We start from the raw sequence: 17,063 nt of genomic DNA, 5'->3' as shown, positions 1-17,063 counted from the left end.
GGACGTCACTTTTGCGACAGTCGCCGCAGTCGCCCCTCCAAAAGCCACAGCCGACCTTCTCACCCCCGCGACAGACCGTCTCGCGCCAGGCAGCACAGCCGACCGTGCGTCAAACGCCCACATGCCTACCCGCTCTTCCCTTATGTCCCATATGGGTGGACGTCCCCACGCCCAGCCCATTCGGCGTCCCCACGCCAGAAAAAACGCGTCTCCGCGCCCCCTGAAGGCGACCGCAAAGACGCTCCCCGCCCTGCAAGCGGTTGCAGAGCGGGGAGGAAAATCTTCAACTGCCGACAGTGTCCGGTTCAAGTGGTCCGGACCATCGATCGGCTCACACTTTTCACACAGATCCTACAAACGAATCCGTCGGAGCCCAGGAGATTTCCGGCGCCACCGGGCAGCTCACCGGAACTCCGCCGCCACCAGCTCCGCGATCTGTGCGGTGTTGAGGGCCGCGCCCTTGCGCAAGTTGTCTCCGCAGACGAAGAGTTCGAGCGCCGTCGGGTCGTCGAGCGCGCGCCGTACCCGGCCGACCCAGGTGGGGTCCGTGCCCACCACGTCGGACGGCGTCGGGAACTCGCCGGCGTCCGGGTCGTCGTAGAGCACGACCCCCGGGGCGGTGGCCAGGATCTCGCGCGCCTTGGCGACCGTGACCTCGCCCTCGAAGCGGGCGTGCAGGGTCAGCGAGTGCCCGGTCAGCACCGGTACCCGGACGCAGGTCACCGCGACCGGCAGCTGCGGCAGGCCGAGGATCTTGCGGGACTCGTCCCGCACCTTCATCTCCTCGGACGACCAGCCGTCCTCGCGCAGCGACCCGGCCCACGGCACGACGTTCAGCGCGACCGGCTCCGGGAACGGACCGGTGTCGTCGCCGACGGCCCGCCGTACGTCACCGGGGCTGGTCCCCAGCGCCGTGCCGGCGACCATGGACAGCTGGCGGCGCAGGGTCTCCACGCCGGCCCGCCCGGCCCCGCTCACCGCCTGGTACGAGGACACCACCAGGGAGCGCAGCCCGAACTCGGCGTGCAGCGCGCCCAGCGCCACGATCATCGACAGGGTGGTGCAGTTGGGGTTGGCGACGATCCCACGCGGCCGCATCCGGACCGTGTGCGGATTGACCTCGGGGACGACGAGGGGCACCTCCGGATCCATCCGGAAGGCGCCCGAGTTGTCCACCACCACCGCGCCCTTGGCGGCGGCGATGGGCGCCCATCGGGCGGCCACCTCGTCCGGTACGTCGAACATCACGACGTCGACCCCGGCGAAGGCCTCCTCGGTGAGCGCCACCACCTCGACCTCCTCCCCGCGCACGGCCAGCTTGCGGCCGGCCGAGCGCGGCGAGGCGATCAGACGGATCTCACCCCAGATGTCCGCGCGCTGGGACAGGATCTGGAGCATGACAGAGCCGACGGCTCCGGTCGCCCCCACGACCGCGAGCGTCGGACGGGACGTCATCGCCCGGTGCCTCCGTAGACCACGGCCTCGTCGCTGTCGGAGTCGAGTCCGAAGGCGGAGTGCACGGCGCGGACGGCCTCGTTGACGTCGTCGGCGCGGGTGACGACCGAGATACGGATCTCGGAGGTCGAGATCAGCTCGATGTTCACGCCGGCGTCGGACAGCGCCTTGAAGAAGTCGGCCGTGACACCCGGGTTGGTCTTCATGCCGGCGCCGACCAGGGAGATCTTGCCGATCTGGTCGTCATAGCGCAGCGAGTCGAAGCCGATGCCGGCCTTGTTCTTCTCCAGGGCGTCGATGGCCTTGCGGCCCTCGGACTTCGGCAGCGTGAAGGAGATGTCCGTCAGGCCGGTGGAGGCGGCGGACACGTTCTGCACGATCATGTCGATGTTGATCTCGGCGTCGGAGATCGCCCGGAAGATCGCCGCGGCCTCGCCCGGCTTGTCCGGAACGCCGACGACCGTGACCTTGGCCTCGGAGGTGTCGTGCGCGACACCGGAGATGATGGCCTGCTCCACCTGCTTGTCCCCTTGCTGCTGCGTCTTTCGAACGAGTGGCTCGCTGCTGACCCACGTGCCCTGAAGTCCGCTGAAGCTGGACCGGACGTGGATCGGGATGTTGTAGCGACGGGCGTACTCCACACAGCGGTGGAGCAGCACCTTCGAGCCGGACGCGGCCAGCTCCAGCATGTCCTCGAAGGCGATCCAGTCGATCTTCTTCGCCTTCTTGACCACCCGCGGGTCGGCGGTGAACACGCCGTCGACGTCGGTGTAGATCTCGCAGACCTCGGCGTCGAGGGCGGCGGCCAGCGCGACGGCGGTGGTGTCGGACCCGCCACGTCCCAGCGTGGTGATGTCCTTCGAGTCCTGGCTGACGCCCTGGAACCCGGCGACGATGGCGATGTTGCCCTCGTCCACCGAGGTGCGGATCCGGCCGGGCGTGACATCGATGATCCGGGCTTTGTTGTGGACCGAGTCGGTGATGACACCTGCCTGGCTGCCGGTGAACGACTGGGCCGAGTGGCCCAGGTTTTTGATCGCCATGGCCAGCAGGGCCATGGAGATCCGCTCTCCCGCGGTCAGCAGCATGTCGAGCTCGCGCCCGGCAGGCATCGGGGATACCTGCTCGGCAAGATCGATCAGCTCGTCCGTCGTGTCGCCCATCGCGGAAACCACGGCGACCACCTGGTGGCCGTTCTTCTTGGCTTCCACGATCCGCTTGGCGACGCGCTTGATGCCCTCGGCATCGGCTACGGAGGAGCCTCCGTACTTCTGCACGACAAGGCCCACGTGCGCTCCTCGCTCAGTCCGTGTGTGTCGGCTCAGTCTATCGAGCGTCCGAATTCGACCTTGGGGTTCCCAGATGGTGAGATTCGGGCGCTCGGAGTCGTGTCTGCCCGGTCGGGGGTGGGGCAATCGGTTTAGTGGTGCAGGTCACTCGGGGTGGGGCGGGCATGCGCACCCCGGGCGCGCGCCGTGCGGCCCCGGCGCGCGAAATCGGCCATTGACGCTCTCCGTAGTCGGGCGCTAACTTCGCGTCGTCGTCGCCACACCAGGGGCACAAGGCTCCATCGGGACTAGCGACGCGAAGGAATCTCTTCCTTTGACGACTGTGACCGCTTCAGAGATCCAGCACGTCACGCAAGCCGATACGGATTCCCCGGCCGGCCTTTTCGAGATCCGGCCCTTCACGCCCCACTGCGAGGTCATCCGCACCGCGGGCGACCACGCCGTCATCGGCGTCTCCCCCGGCAACAGCTACTTCTCCGCCCGCCGTGTCCACGACCTGGCCCGCTGGGGCCTCGCCCGCTTCGAGCGGGTGGACTTCGTCTACACGGACCTGTACGTGGCCGAGATGTACGCGGCGTCCGGCTATCCACCCGACGACGCGCGCCGCAAAGCGGTGAAGAACCTGCGCGGGGTGCGCGCCAAGGTCACGGGCGCGGTCCAGGCCGTCGACCCCGCCGGCACCCGCCTCTACGCCCACGCCATGTCCGACTTCCGCGGCAACCCGGCGTACCGCGAGATCCACGACCGTCTCCAGGCCCGCCTCGCCACCGACGACGAGTTCCGCACGACCTGCGAGAAGCTCGTCGACTCCTTCCTGGCCGAGAAGGCGGGGCGCGCGAGCGACGCACAGCGCGAGGTCTGCCTCGCCTACGTCTGCGCGGAGGCGCCCCTCTTCCTGGACACCCCCGCCATCCTGGGCGTCCCCTCCTCCCTCAACTGCTACCACCAGCTCCTGCCGATGGCCGAGCTGCTCTACTCCCGGGGCGCGGGACTGCGCGCCTCCCGCAACCAGGGGCACGCCATCGTGACGCCCGCAGAGGGAGCCACCGATGTCCACTGAAACCCTCATCGACTTCCCGTTCTCCTGGCGCGGCGACCAACTCCCCTCAGAGGTGGAGGAGTTGCGCTCCACGACCCCGGTACGCCGGGTCCGCACCATCGCCGGCGACGAGGCCTGGCTCGTGTCGTCGTACGACCTCTGCAAGCAGGTCCTCGAAGACCCGCGGTTCAGCCTGAAGGACACCTCGGCCCCGGGTGTCCCCCGCCAGTACGCGCTGACGATCCCGCCCGAGGTCGTCAACAACATGGGGAACATCACCGGCGCCGGGCTGCGCAAGGCCGTACTGAAGGCGCTGAACCCGAAGAGCCCCGGACTGGCGGAGTGGATGCGGTCGTACGCCGCCGAGCTCGTCGAGGGGCTGATCCGCGAGGGCGCCCCCGCGGACCTGCGCGGCGGTTTCGCCGACCCGTACTCGGCGGGCATGCACTGCCGGATCCTCGGCATCCCGCCGCAGGACGCGCCGCGGCTGATGCGGAGCCTGGACATCGCATTCATGAACTCGGCCTGCCCGGTCACGGGCGCCCGGCTGAACTGGGACCGGGACATCGCGTACATGACCAAGCGGCTGGACGACCCGGCGACGACGGGTCTGATGGCCGAGCTCGCCGCCCTGCGCGCGGACCCCGACTACGGCCATCTCACCGACGAGATGCTCGCGACGGTCGGGGTGACGATGTTCGGCGCGGGCGTCATCTCCACCGCGGGCTTCCTGACCATGGCGCTGGTGTCGCTCGTCCAGCACCCCGAGCTGCACGCCCGTCTCCTCGCCGACCGCACCCTGGTCCCGGCCGCCGTGGACGAGCTCCTGCGCATCAACCTGTCCATCGGCGACGGTCTGCCGAGGCTGGCGACCGAGGACGTACGGCTGGGGGAGGTGGAGGTGAAGGCGGGCGAGCTGGTCCTGGTCCTGGTCGAGGGCGCGAACTTCGACCCGGCCGCCTTCCCCGACCCGCAGACGGTCGACCTCGCCCGCGAGAACGCCACGGCCCACCTCTCCTTCGGCGGCGGCCGCCACTACTGCCCCGCCACCGCCCTCGGCCGCAAGCACGCCGAGATCGCCCTGGAGACCCTGCTGGAGCGGATGCCCGGACTGCGGCTCGCGGTGCCGATCGAGCAACTGGTGTGGCGGACCGGGTTCATGAAGCGGATCCCGGAGCGGCTGCCGATCATGTGGTAGCGACCCGGACAGCGGTCGGCCAGTAGCCGATTTACCCGCTTATCGCCTGTTCACAGACTCGGCGTCCGGTCGTCTTTAAAGTTCAACCACTATGGTTCGCCCTGTGCGCGTACTTCTGGTGGAAGACGACGAACCGGTCGCCGAGTCGCTCCGGCGAGGACTCCTGCGCTACGGCTTCGAGGTGGCCTGGGTCACCACGGGTGCCGCGGCGCTGAGCCATGCCGAGCCCTACGACGTCGTACTCCTCGATCTGGGCCTGCCCGACACCGACGGTCTCGACGTCTGCAAGGTGCTGCGCGAGCGCAGCGAGGTGCCGATCATCGTGATCAGCGCGCGCAGCGACGAGACGGACCGGGTGGTCGGGCTGGAGCTCGGCGCGGACGACTACGTGTCCAAGCCGTTCGGGGTCCGCGAGGTCATCGCGCGGATACGAGCGGTGATGCGCCGGATGCAGCCCCGTACGGCCGCCGCCGAGGCCGGCCCGGACCGTTACGGCGACCGCCTCACCATCGACCGCAAGGCGGCCCGCGTCCGCCTGGACGGCGAGGAGGTGGCCCTCGCGCCCAAGGAGTACGACCTGCTGGCCTTCCTCACCGAGGAGCCCGGGGCGCTTATGTCGCGCGAGCAGATCATGGAGGCGGTCTGGGACGCCAACTGGTTCGGGCCGACGAAGACGCTGGACGTGCATGTGGCGGCGCTGCGGCGCAAGCTCGCCGGGGTGATCACGATCGAGGCGGTGCGGGGGGTCGGGTTTCGGCTGGAGATCGTCAAGGGTGACCAGGACAACGGCGGTGGTGGCACGTCATGATCCGCCAGCTCATCCGTAGTTATGTCGTGCTCGTCGCCGGCGCCGTCGCCGTGTTCACCGTGCCCGTGGCCTTCTCTCTCACGGACCAGCTGCGGGACGACACCGCGGCTTCCGTCCGGCGTGAGGCCGACACCATGGCCCTGCTGCTCGGCAACGGGAACACCCCGTCCTGCGCGGCGCTGGACGAGATGGCCGATGCCTACGCCGGCCAGACACCCGGCAAGGTCGAGGTGACCGAGCGCTGCGCAACACGCCTGCCGAGCCCGCAGCAGGACGCGGCCCTGACCAAGGCTCTGGAGACGGGCGAGGCCACGACCGACTGGGGCTCGTCCTTCATCTGGGGGCCGGAGCTGAAGATCACGGTGGCCGCCCGCGAGAGCACAAGGGACCTCGACGGCCGCAACAGGGGCCCGGTCGTCGGCGCCGTACGCATCGTGTACAAGACCAGCGATCTGACCGACCGGCTGTGGACGATCTGGGGCTTCCGCGCGGGCCTCGCGGTGGCCGTCCTCGTCGCGGCCGCCGTGGTCGGCGCGGGTGTGGCCCGTCGGCTCACCCGCCCGCTGCGCCAGCTCAACGACACGGCGAGCAAGTTCAGCGACGGCGACCTGACGGCCCGCTCTCCCGTGACGGGCCCGAAGGAGACACAGACCCTCGCCCGCACACTCAACCAAGCGGGCGAGCGCCTGGACACCCTGATCGCCGCGCAGCGCATCTTCGTGGCCGACGCCTCGCATCAACTCCGTACTCCTCTCACCGCGTTGCGGCTGTCGCTGGACAACATCGCGGACGGTGTGGACGACGACTTCGTCAAGGAGGATGTCGCGCAGGCGACTGCGGAAGTCGTCCGGATGAGCCGCCTGGTGAACGGCATGCTGGTCCTGGCCCGGGCGGAGGCGAAGGTCAGCGCGACGGAACCCCTGCCCCTCTGGGACATCGTGCAGGAGAGGCTGGCGGTGTGGAGGCCGGCCGCCGACGAGCGTGGAGTCACCATCACGCTCAGGGGGAGTGCCGACGGCCGGCTGCTTGTGCTGACCAGCCCCGGTCATCTGGACCAGGTGCTGGACAACGTGCTCTCGAACGCCCTGGAGGTGTCACCGGACGGCGGCACGATCACCGTGCGGGTGGAGCCGAGGGGCGACGAGGTGATCCTGTCGGTGGACGACGAGGGCCCCGGCATGTCGGACGCGGAGAAGTCCCGCGCCTTCGACCGCTTCTGGCGCGGCCAGGGCCTGACCGGGAAGGCCGGATCCGGCCTCGGCCTCGCCGTCGTCAAGCAGCTGGTGACCGACGACGGCGGCACGGTGGCCCTGGGCGACGCTCCCGGGGGCGGGCTGTCCGTGCGGATCAGCCTTCGGGCATCAACGAGGAGTGGTGGTTGACGATCTTCCACTCGCCGTCCCGCTTCTCCCACTCGTAGGTGTAGCGGGCCTTGGCGATGCTCTTCTTGCCCGTGTCGTGGTCGGTGAGCGCGAACTGGTAGAGACCCGCGTCCAGCACCGAGTCCGAGTCGAGGACGTTGATGTGCGTCTCGATCTTCTTGCCGACCGGCTTGTTCGCCAGGAAGTGCTCGAAGTAGTCGATGCGGCTCTCGCGGTCGTCACGGACCTGGTCGGAAAGGGTGGGCAGCAGGACCGCGTCGTCCCAGTAGAGGTCGGCGACCTTCTCCGGGTCCTGGGTCTTCAGCGCCGCGTTCCACTCGTCGAACAGGGTGGCCACCTGCTTCTTGGTGGGCTTCGCCGCCTCCTCCGGTCCGGCGACGGCACCACCTGCGGCAAAGGTGCCGACGGCGACGAGGGCGGCTGCGGTGACGACGGCTACGCGCTTGCTTATGGATCGACGGGTCATCGCGAACTCCCAGTGCTGTGCGGTCTGGTGGGTCTCCCTCCGCTTTCTGTGTTCTCTGCGGTGGAGGTGACTCCAGATTCGCGTGGCACCGGTTAGGGCCCGTACAAGGCAGATACAGGGCCGGGACAGCGCCTGCCCAATTCACGCGGGGTGAGCCGCCGACTACACCACGTTCGCACTCCGGCGGTGCAGCAGGGCGGAACCGGCCCCGAGGGAGACTACGCCCATGCCGACGCCGGTCGCGACGGACTGGGCACCGTCCACGACGAACGGGGCGGCCACGGCGACTACGGCGTTGAAGAGGAGCAGGAACCACAGGACGGGGCGGGAGGAGAGCAGGGCCTTCATGACCGTTTCCTTCGGGGCGGGGCCGCTGCGGCGGCCGTTGACCTGGCGAGATCAACGATTCCGTTTCCGGGGGCGAGCGACGACGGAGTGGTCTCCCAAAAGGGAGGTGGAGTGGGCTACACCGTGACGGGTGAGGCGCTGCTGGCCGGCATCGTGCTGCTCGGCTCCTGCGTCCAGTGGCTCACCGGCATGGGCTTCGCGCTGGTCGCCGTACCCGCGCTGGTGCTGCTGCTCGGGCCGGCGGAAGGCGTCGCCCTCGCCAACTGTGCGTGCGGCGTGATCAGTGCGGTGGGCCTGGCGAACGGCCGGCGGCAGGTGCGGCCGGGCGCGATGGTGCCGCTGTGTGCCGCGGCGGCCTGCACGGTCCGCCGGAGCCGGGACTTGCCCAAGTACAGTCCGCAACAATGGAGATGGTCATTCAGCCGGCGGGAATCGGGGGCGTCATGGACAGTTCGTCATCTGATCGTCAGGGCGGGCGCCTCTGGTCCCCGACCCCCACCGCCGGGTCATGAAGGAACACTTCACGGGCAGCGCCGAGTGGCACGCTCGGATCGAGTACGGCGGCAAGGTGGCCGGAGCGGGCTTTTTGATCGCCCCGGACACCGTGCTGACCTGCGCTCACGTCGCCCAGTACGCCGAAGAGGCCGGGCTCGCCGTCACGTTCGTCGCGTGCCGCGACCGGCCCACCGTGCAGGCCCGCGTCGTCCACCACGGCGGCTGGGCCGGGCACCCCACCGACCCGGGCGACCTCGTCGTGCTGAAGCTGGAGCGGGACGTACCCGTCAGGCCGGCCGCGCTGGCCCCCGTCGGCGTCGCGTACGGCGCACGGCCGCGCAAGCTCGTGGTGTACGGCTTCCCCGCCGGCTACAACGAGGGCACGCTCGCCGAGTGCCGCATCACGGCACGCCAGCTGATCAGCGAGGAGTGGGTCCAGCTGGAGGCGTGGCAGCAGGGCGGGCAACCACTGGCCAGGGGCTTCAGCGGTGCCGCGGTCGCCCTGGAGGACACCGGTGAGGTCGTGGGCATGGTCACGGCGGCGTCCGGCGCCCGCGACGTGCGCAACGGGCGGATGATGCCCACGGAGGTCATGACCCGGCACTGGCCCGACCTTGAGCTCCTGACCCGCACAGCGAACACGTCGGCCGCGGCCTCCCCGTCCGCTTCGGTCCCCGTCTCCCGGACCGTGGAGAACTGGCGGGCCACGGTGTCGGGTTCACCGGTGTGGGACCTGGTGAAGCCCGCCCACCCGGACAGACCCGCCGGCCTGAAGGAACAGGCGGGTGAAGTGGTCGCCCGCCTGGCCGGGTTCTACGACACGGCGCGCGGCGGCATCAGCGACGACCCGTGGCACGACGAGAACCTCGCGCCGCGGATCGCCCACCGGACCAACCATCTGATCAGGGTCCTCTGGCCGGACTCGGAACCCCGCCTCGCGTCCGCCGAGGCCGCCCTGCTCGCCCTGCTGCCCTTCCTCTACCAGGCATACCGGACGAGCAACGCTGCCGAGCTGGCCACCGACGTGGATCCGGCCCGTCTGGACGAACTCGACGAACTCACCCCGGCCGCCTCGCTCCGGCGGAAGTACGAAGTGCTGCTGCGCGGACACGGCAGACTCGTCCGGCAGGCGAAGCGCGGTCATCTGCACGGCGATCCCGACGGAGAGCGGGAGGTCGGATGGTGGCTGTTCCACCAGTGGGCGAACCAACAGGCCGGAAATCTCGACCGGCTCCTGGCCGCCGTGTGCCCGGAGGGCAGCGACATCAGGCGCGTGCTCGATCCGGAGCTTGTGACGCGCCTGGTGACGTGCGTGCAGGTGCCGCCGCAGGAACTGTTCGACGTCACGCGCGAAGGACATCTGCGCGCCGAGGAATTCCAGCTCAACCTCCGCGGCCTTGAGTACCCGAAGGTGCGAGAACGCCTTACCGGGTCGCTGTTCGCGATCGCCCACCGCATGGCGATCGAGGTCACCGACCTCCCCTCGGTCGTCGTGGAGCATGTGGGCATTCCGTACGCCCTCTCTCCCGGCCGGGTCCTGCGCACGCTGGAGGAGGAGAAGGCGTCCTGGAGTGATCAGCGTGATGCCCTGCGGCTGAAGGCCACGTGCGACCACCCCGCCATCGTGGACGCCCTCACCGAGCACACACGGCGGCTGGAGCTGCTGCTGCGGCATGTGCGGCACGCGGACATACCCGGCCTCGGCACGCTGCCCGCCTACGCGAGCGCCAGTGACCTGCGCTCACCCGACGGGAACGGCACCCCGGGGCCGGTCAACGGGGTGATCCGGTTCCGGCTCGACGAGGCGCGGGTGCAGGAACTCCTCATGGGGGAAAACCTCTACCGCGACCGGTCCCTCGCCATCCGTGAGCTGTACCAGAACGCTCTGGACGCCTGCCGGTACCGTCACGCCCGGACGAAGGCCGACGACCCGCACACCGGTTACCAGGGCAGGATCGAGTTCACTCAGGGCGTCGAGGAGGGCCGGCACTTTCTGGAATGCCGGGACAACGGCATCGGCATGGACGAGACCATCCTGTCGCAGGCCTTCTCACAAGCCGGGGTCCGGTTCACCGATCTTCCCGACTTCAAGGACGAGCAGCAGGAATGGGACAGACGCGGTATCCGCATGCACCCCACCAGCCGCTTCGGCATCGGCGTCCTGAGCTACTTCATGCTCGCCGACGAGATCCGCGTCACGACCCGCCGCATGGACACGCGCAGGGAACTCACCGTCATCATCACCGGCCCCGGACACTACTTCCAGGTCCGCTCCTCCGACGAGCCACGCAGAGGACCGGGCACCAGCGTCCGGCTCTACCTGCGGGACGGTGACACCGCACCCTCCTGCGTCCGCGAACTCCGAAGGCTGCTCGGCATCGCCGAGTTCGACACCGTCGCCGAGCACGGATCGCAGAAGGAGACCTGGCAGGCGAATGTGCTGCGCCCCAGAGAGGCCCCGAGGCTGCGGCCCGACGGCTTCGACGCCCACGGCGCGCTGTTGTCCTGGTCGGACGATTCGGGCCGGCTCGACGGCCAGGTCGTCTGGTGCGAGGGCGGCGGCGGAATCCTGGTCGACGGCATCCATGTCGAACCCCGGGAACGACGCGGCGTCCTGACGGACCCCGACAACCGCCGACAGCTGCGGGGCGTCGTGGTGAACCTCAGCGGCAGGAGCCTGCCCAGGCGCCTCTCGACGGACCGCGCCGAGATCCTCGACGAGGATGTCTCCGACAAGGTGGAGCGGCTCATCAGGGCTTCCCTGCCGGCGTTGGTCACCAGCCGGGTGGTGCGGCGAGGGAAGGAGGAGCCCTGGCTGACCGCCAAGTGGCTGGCCGAGGTCGCGGGACGCAGCCCCGGGCTGGCGGACATCGTGACCGATGCCGCGGGGGAGCACGGGTGCGAGCTGGAGCTGCATGGTCAGCCGTCGCCGGTCGCCAGGGCCGGGTTCTTTCCCCAGGATGTCCATATCGTCCACCGTGATCACTCCGGGCTGTCGGAAACCGAGGCGTCCCTGGGAGAGACCCTGGCCGGCAAGGTCTACAGCGATCCCGACGACGTCACTCTGCTCTGGCGGCTGCTGGGTCAGCGTCCCAACGCCGAACTGGAGGCGCTGGCCGAGATAGTGCCGGATCTGAACCGGGTCGAGGGCGTACTCGCCGCCCGTCCCTCTGACGTCCTCATCCGCACCGCGTACTTCCAGAACTGGGACTACCGGCTCTGGCCCGACGACGAGTACGGGCGTGAGCAGCTCGGCACGCCGGGCCACAGCCTCTTCGTCGCCACTGTCTGCGGAACCTCGTACACGGACGTCGTGGCACGCCTGCGGCAACTCAGGCTTCCCGCCCCTGCACCATACGGTGCCGAGCCCGTTGCCGACTCGATCAACCTGGCGCTACTCAGCGATGACCTGCACGGACTCAACCGAGACGAGGATCCGCTGACCTGGCTCACCACCGACGAACCGGTGCCTCCGGGACATCTCCTCAAAGCCCACCATGCGCTGGGCATCAGCGTCAGCGAAGCGGCATGTCGTATGAAGACATTCGGCTTCGAGGTCCCCGAAGATGCCTGCCTGTTGGACACCCAGGACAAGGAGACGCTCAGGCTGCTCAGCCGGAACCTGAACGGCGACTGGCCCTGGTTGACTCCGGCCGAGCCCGTCGCGATCGGCCAGGTACTCGCCGCGGCCGCGGAGTTGGGATGGCCAGTGCCAGAGGTGACGAGCAGACTCCGCAGCCATGGGCTAGAGGTGAATCTCGACCCGGCGCACGAACCACGTGCGGACGACCTCCTGTCGCAGGGCGCGCAGTGGGGCTGGAACATCAGAGATCTGACCGGCATGACGGAAGAGACCGTTCCGCCAGGTGCTGTCGCCGACGTGGCGGTACAGCACGATGTGCCGCTGGCGGAGATCTCCCGACGGATCGCAGCAGTGGGCCTCACCCCACCCCCCGCCCTGCCGGACCGTGCCGACAGCTCTGACCTGGTGTTTCTCAGGGTCGATGCCGACGAGGACAGCCCCTGGCTGAGCGCTGGAGCGGAGGTCCCCCTCCTCCATGTGGCACATGCGTCCGGTGTGACTGGGCTGCCACCGGCAGCGGTGGCGTCCAGACTCCGCGCCTACGGCCTGGTCCCGCCGGATGCGCCGTTCCCCGAAAGCCTCGGGCCGGACGACGTCACGCTGGTCCGCCGAGAGCGGGACGGCTCCAGCATGAGGAGTTCGTACACGCCCGGTGAACGAGTGCCGACGCACCGTGTGATCACTGTTTCCGTTGAACTCCGTATGCCACTGCGGGATGTGATTGACCGTCTGGCTCAGTACGGACTGGGCACCTCCTACGAACCGCTGCCAACAGCTCCGGATGAACTCGATCCCGCTCTCGTCCTCTTGGGACCTGAACACAACAGGAGCACTCGGCGATGGCTCGACTGGAACGAACCAGTACCGCCGCACCATCTGATCTCCGCACCGGCCAGGCTGGAGATCGAGCCCGACGAGGTGGCGGAAGCTCTTTCCGCCCTTGGCTTCCGGATCCCGGAGTACCGAGCCGACGAGTGGGACGAGGTCGATCGCCGTCTCTGCGTGGAATCCCACAGCAAGGATTCCGAGACGATCCGCCTCCCCCTGGGGCTGGGTCAGCCCATCTCCGACTTCCTCCTCATCGCCCGCTACGCCGACCTGCCGGTCGACGAACTCGTGCGACGGCTGACCCGTCTCGGCGTCGATCTCCAGCGAGTGGTCGACGCCGTCCACGCCGCCCTCCCCCACGTCCCCGGCCTGGAATGGGAAGGCGGCTCCCCGTGATCAGCCCGCGTTGCTCACACCCGCCCCCCGAACAACGCCACCAGCCCGTGGTCCAGCTCCGCCCCCACCGTCTCCTCACCCGGCGCGATCACGGTGAAGGTGCGGGCCAGGAAGCGGTACAGGTCCGCGGTGGCGAAGCGGAGCACGGCCGTGCCCGCCGGTGAGTGGAACTCGACGTACGTGTGGGACGACCCGCACGGCCGGACCCGTACGGTGCCGAGCCCGGCAGGGGCGTGCAGCCCGTCGCTCAGCAGCACGCGGGCGAACGTCCAGGTCGTGACCTCGCCGTCGAGCGTGACGTGGGGCGGGAAGTCGAGGTGCACGGCCAGCGGGTCGGCCGAGGTGTAGCGGAGGGTGGCGGGTATCGCGATGTCCTTGTCCGCGGCGGTGATCAGGCAGGCGCCGGTCGGCTGCTCCAGGGTGACGTACATGGTCGGGCTCCGATTCGGGGGGCGGCGGGGGCACCGGCCGGGTGTGGCCGTTGGTGAATGTGCGCCTGTGAGACCGCCCAGGGGGCCCGCGCATTACGCCACTTCAGAAGCCTTTTCCTGTAACGCGCGTCACCCTTCCCTCAGGGCGCCCGAGTAATCCCTGGCCCGCTTCCCCTCGCACGGCTACGGTCCCCGGATGGAGATCTTGCGATACGTGGCCTTCAGCAGCGATCCCTCGGGAGGCAACCCCGCGGGTGTGGTCCTCGACGCCACCGGGGTCGACGACAAGGCGATGCTGGCGACGGCGGCCGACGTCGGCTACTCGGAGTCGGCGTTCGTGGTGCCGTCCGCCGACGGCACGCTGGACGTGCGGTACTTCAGCCCGCTGGCCGAGGTGCCGTTCTGCGGCCACGCGACGATCGCGACGGCCGTCGCCCACGCGGAACGACACGGCACCGGACGCCTGTCGCTGCGTACCCAGGCGGGCCCCGTCACCGTGACCACCGACCGCACGGCGGACGGCACCGTGGTGGCGACCCTGGTCAGCGTGGCGCCGCGGACGGCGCCGATCGGCGAGGCCGAACTGGCCGAGCTGCTGGCGATCCTGGGCTGGGCCGCCGAGGACCTGGACCCGGCGCTGCCGCCGCGCGTGGCCTTCGGCGGGGCCTGGCACCCGGTGATCGCCGCCGCGAGCCGGGAGCGGCTGGCCGAGCTGGACTACGACATGGCAGCGCTCGCCGAGCTGATGGCCCGCGAGGACTGGACCACCGTCGACCTGGTCTGGCGGGAGTCCGCCACGGTGTTCCACGCCCGCAACCCGTTCCCGCCCGGCGGTGTGGTCGAGGACCCTGCCACGGGTGCGGCGGCGGCCGCGTTCGGCGGCTATCTGCGGGAGCTCGAACTCGTCGCCCCGCCCGCCACCCTGACGATCCATCAGGGCGCGGACATGGGCAGGCCGAGCACGATCACGGTGACGGTACCGGCCGGGCCGGACACGGGTATCGGCGTGACCGGCACGGCCGTACGGATCTGAGGCGGGAGATCCGGGCCGACGGATCCGAGCTGACCGGTCCGAGCTACTGGCGCTGGGCGGGCCGGATTCCGAGCGGCCCCCCGATCTCCTCCGCCATGACCCTCCCGGCCTCGAACTCGAGCGTCTCGTCGCCCATCATGCTCTGGTCCGTGTCCAGCCCGTCCAGCTCCTCCAGGGGCTGGTTCAGGCGGACGTGGGCCAGCACCGAGTGCAGGGCGCGCAGGGTCGCCGAGGCCGTGGTGCCCCAGTTGGAGAAGTACGAGAACTGCCACCACCACAGGGCCTCGGTGGTGCGGCCGGCACGGTAGTGGGCCATGCCGTGGCGGAGGTCGGTGATGACGTCGGCCAGGTCGTCCGAGATCCGGGCCGGGACCGGGGCCTTACGGGGCTCGTAGGGGTCGAAGACCTCCGAGTAGACGTCCACCGGATCCAGCAGGCGGGCGAGGTTCTCGCGGAGTTCGTCGACGTCGGGCTCCGGGCCCAGGTCGGGCTCGTAGCGCTCGTCGGGGACGATGTCCTCGTGGGCGCCCAGGCGACCGCCGGCCAGGAGGAGTTGGGAGACCTCCAGCAGCAGGAAGGGCACGGTCGAGCCCGGCTCGTCGCCCTTCGCGACCTCCGTGACGGCGACCAGGAAGCTCTCGATCTGGTCCGAGATCTGGACCGCGAAGTCGTCCGGGTCCGGCTCGGTCGCGTGCAGCGTGGCGTCAGACATCTAGGAGTCGTCTCCCCTCGAAGGCGCGGCCGAGGGTGACCTCGTCCGCGTATTCCAGGTCGCCACCCACCGGGAGGCCGCTGGCCAGGCGGGTGACCTTCAGGCCCATGGGCTTGATCATGCGTGCGAGGTACGTGGCCGTGGCCTCGCCCTCCAGGTTCGGGTCGGTGGCCAGGATCAGCTCCGTGACCGTCCCGTCGGCCAACCGCGCGAGAAGTTCTCGTATCCGCAGGTCGTCCGGTCCGACACCCTCGATCGGGCTGATCGCGCCGCCGAGGACGTGGTAGCGGCCGCGGAACTCGCGGGTCCGCTCGATCGCCACGACGTCCTTCGGCTCCTCGACCACGCAGATCACCGCCGGGTCACGGCGCGTGTCCCGGCAGATGTTGCACAGCTCCTCCTGCGCGACATTCCCGCACGTCGCGCAGAAGCGGACCTTCGCCTTGACCTCCATCAGGGCCTGGGCGAGGCGCCGTACGTCCGTCGGTTCCGCTTGCAGGATGTGGAAAGCGATCCGCTGCGCGCTCTTGGGACCGACGCCGGGCAGCCGTCCCAGCTCGTCGATGAGGTCCTGGACCACGCCTTCGTACAACGGACTGCCGTCCTTCCTGGGGTTCCTTACGGTACGTACGGTAGTTGGCGGCGGCCCGTCTTAGAAAGGCACGCCCGGGAACACCTGAAACGTCCGTGACGTCAGAAGGGCAGGCCCGGGATGCCGCTGCCGCCGCCCAGGCCCTGGGCCAGCGGGCCCAGCTTCTGCTGCTGGAGCGTCTGCGCGTTCTCGTTGGCCGCCTGTACGGCCGCGATGACCAGGTCGGCGAGGGTCTCGGTGTCCTCCGGGTCCACCGCCTTCGGGTCGATCTTGAGCGCCCTGAGTTCGCCGGAACCCGTCACGGTGGCCTTCACCAGGCCGCCGCCCGCCTGGCCCTCGACCTCCGTCTGAGCCAGTTCCTCCTGCGCCCTCGCCAGGTCCTGCTGCATCTTCTGGGCCTGCTGGAGCAGCTGCTGCATGTTGGGCTGGCCACCACCGGGGATCACGATCAGCTCCTTGCGTATTACGGGGTCTGTACGGGGTTTCCGCTCGGTTTCCCGTTCAGCACGAGCCTACGTGGTCCGGGCAGCCGTCGCCCCGGCACTCTTTCGAGTGAGAGGAACTGGCGTCCTATATCTGATCAAGACCTGATCAAGACCCTCTTCTGGGCGGAAAAGAGGCGAAAGGCATCTCTTCGCCACCCATTGGGCGGTAGGAAGGGTCCGGCGCGTCAGCCTCAGGTGTTGCATGACGTTCCGTGCGCCGCGGGGGTCGTACCCCGGTCGTACGCAAGGTCACGCACCGTGATCAGTAGGGAGTGCCGGGTGGTTCAGCCGGAGATGCAGCCCGACAGGTCGCCGCGGGACAGGCGGGGTGGTGAGGGGGCGGCCGGACCACGGCCGGGCGATCTGACGGGGCGGGCGTTTCCGCTCGGCGACTGGGGGGAGCCCGCGGTACGGCTGCACGAGCTGTACCGGTGGGTGGAGCGCGGGGCGATGGACACGGCGGCGTGGTATCTCGCGGACCGGGTGTGGAAGCGGCGGGGGGCTTGGGCGTTGCGGGGCGGGG

At 69.5% G+C, this 17,063-nt stretch carries 15 protein-coding genes and 1 pseudogene; 8 read left to right on the top strand and 8 right to left on the bottom strand.

All coding sequences use genetic code 11. The annotated features are described in order from the left end of the window. Window positions 1-402: 402 nt before the first annotated feature. Both ADK36_RS38555 and ADK36_RS38550 read right to left on the bottom strand, forming a co-directional pair. The gene (locus ADK36_RS38555) at window positions 403-1,455 is read right to left on the bottom strand and encodes an aspartate-semialdehyde dehydrogenase (protein ID WP_053200896.1); all 1,053 of its coding nucleotides are present in this window, start codon (window positions 1,453-1,455) and stop codon (window positions 403-405) included. Continuing rightward, window positions 1,452-2,744, bottom strand: coding sequence for an aspartate kinase (locus ADK36_RS38550; RefSeq protein WP_048585600.1), 1,293 nt, complete (start codon window positions 2,742-2,744; stop codon window positions 1,452-1,454). The genes ADK36_RS38555 and ADK36_RS38550 overlap by 4 nt, the downstream gene beginning before the upstream one ends. A 322-nt stretch (window positions 2,745-3,066) precedes the next feature. Here ADK36_RS38550 and ADK36_RS38545 point away from each other — a divergent pair, with 322 nt between their 5' ends. The 4 genes from ADK36_RS38545 to ADK36_RS38530 all read left to right on the top strand — a co-directional run bounded on the left by ADK36_RS38545 (window position 3,067) and on the right by ADK36_RS38530 (window position 7,171). Beyond that, on the top strand, window positions 3,067-3,804 hold the full coding sequence (locus ADK36_RS38545; protein WP_078942709.1) for a tRNA-dependent cyclodipeptide synthase: 738 nt from the start codon (window positions 3,067-3,069) through the stop codon (window positions 3,802-3,804). Further along, window positions 3,794-4,981, top strand: a complete 1,188-nt coding sequence (locus ADK36_RS38540) for a cytochrome P450 (RefSeq protein WP_048585599.1) — start codon at window positions 3,794-3,796, stop codon at window positions 4,979-4,981. Before ADK36_RS38545 ends, ADK36_RS38540 begins: the two co-directional genes overlap by 11 nt. Window positions 4,982-5,084: 103 nt before the next feature. Beyond that, window positions 5,085-5,789, top strand: a complete 705-nt coding sequence (locus ADK36_RS38535) for a response regulator transcription factor (protein WP_053200894.1) — start codon at window positions 5,085-5,087, stop codon at window positions 5,787-5,789. Then, complete coding sequence (locus ADK36_RS38530) at window positions 5,786-7,171, top strand: sensor histidine kinase (protein WP_048585597.1); 1,386 nt, start codon at window positions 5,786-5,788, stop codon at window positions 7,169-7,171. Before ADK36_RS38535 ends, ADK36_RS38530 begins: the two co-directional genes overlap by 4 nt. Here ADK36_RS38530 and ADK36_RS38525 read toward each other — a convergent pair. Further along, window positions 7,137-7,637 (bottom strand): SgcJ/EcaC family oxidoreductase, encoded by a 501-nt coding sequence (locus ADK36_RS38525; RefSeq protein ID WP_048585596.1) that lies wholly within the window; start codon window positions 7,635-7,637, stop codon window positions 7,137-7,139. The two genes, ADK36_RS38530 and ADK36_RS38525, sit on opposite strands and share 35 nt — an antisense overlap. 162 nt (window positions 7,638-7,799) lie before the next feature. Continuing rightward, window positions 7,800-7,985: a hypothetical protein gene (locus ADK36_RS38520; RefSeq protein WP_053200892.1), complete on the bottom strand. Its 186-nt coding sequence runs from the start codon at window positions 7,983-7,985 to the stop codon at window positions 7,800-7,802. 138 nt (window positions 7,986-8,123) lie between these two features. Here ADK36_RS38520 and ADK36_RS50760 point away from each other — a divergent pair. Next, window positions 8,124-8,355 (top strand): annotated as a pseudogene (locus ADK36_RS50760) (sulfite exporter TauE/SafE family protein); the annotation flags it as partial. 138 nt (window positions 8,356-8,493) lie between these two features. After that, window positions 8,494-13,287, top strand: coding sequence for an HD domain-containing protein (locus ADK36_RS50755; protein ID WP_053200890.1), 4,794 nt, complete (start codon window positions 8,494-8,496; stop codon window positions 13,285-13,287). A gap of 14 nt (window positions 13,288-13,301) precedes the next feature. Here ADK36_RS50755 and ADK36_RS38505 read toward each other — a convergent pair whose 3' ends face one another. Next, a complete protein-coding gene (locus ADK36_RS38505; protein ID WP_048585594.1) occupies window positions 13,302-13,718 on the bottom strand; it encodes an SsgA family sporulation/cell division regulator in 417 nt (138 codons plus the stop codon). A gap of 196 nt (window positions 13,719-13,914) precedes the next feature. Here ADK36_RS38505 and ADK36_RS38500 point away from each other — a divergent pair, with 196 nt between their 5' ends. Next, window positions 13,915-14,751: a PhzF family phenazine biosynthesis protein gene (locus tag ADK36_RS38500; RefSeq protein WP_048585593.1), complete on the top strand. Its 837-nt coding sequence runs from the start codon at window positions 13,915-13,917 to the stop codon at window positions 14,749-14,751. Between the two features lie 43 nt (window positions 14,752-14,794). Here the strand turns inward: ADK36_RS38500 and ADK36_RS38495 are convergent, their stop codons facing one another. The 3 genes from ADK36_RS38495 to ADK36_RS38485 form a co-directional block, all read right to left on the bottom strand. Next, a complete protein-coding gene (locus ADK36_RS38495) occupies window positions 14,795-15,463 on the bottom strand; it encodes a DUF5063 domain-containing protein (RefSeq protein WP_048585592.1) in 669 nt (222 codons plus the stop codon). After that, a complete protein-coding gene (gene recR / locus ADK36_RS38490; RefSeq protein WP_030053254.1) occupies window positions 15,456-16,055 on the bottom strand; it encodes a recombination mediator RecR in 600 nt (199 codons plus the stop codon). Before recR ends, ADK36_RS38495 begins: the two co-directional genes overlap by 8 nt. A gap of 101 nt (window positions 16,056-16,156) precedes the next feature. Beyond that, a complete protein-coding gene (locus tag ADK36_RS38485) occupies window positions 16,157-16,501 on the bottom strand; it encodes a YbaB/EbfC family nucleoid-associated protein (protein WP_048585591.1) in 345 nt (114 codons plus the stop codon). Window positions 16,502-16,819: 318 nt separating this feature from the next. Here ADK36_RS38485 and ADK36_RS38480 point away from each other — a divergent pair. Continuing rightward, window positions 16,820-17,063, top strand: a 244-nt coding sequence (locus ADK36_RS38480; protein ID WP_159391250.1) for an SLATT domain-containing protein, incomplete at its 3' end; no start/stop codon positions are given.

The organism is Streptomyces viridochromogenes (assembly GCF_001270495.1).
GTDB classification, from domain to species: domain Bacteria; phylum Actinomycetota; class Actinomycetes; order Streptomycetales; family Streptomycetaceae; genus Streptomyces; species Streptomyces viridochromogenes_A.
This window is presented reverse-complemented; position numbering and strand designations above follow the sequence as displayed.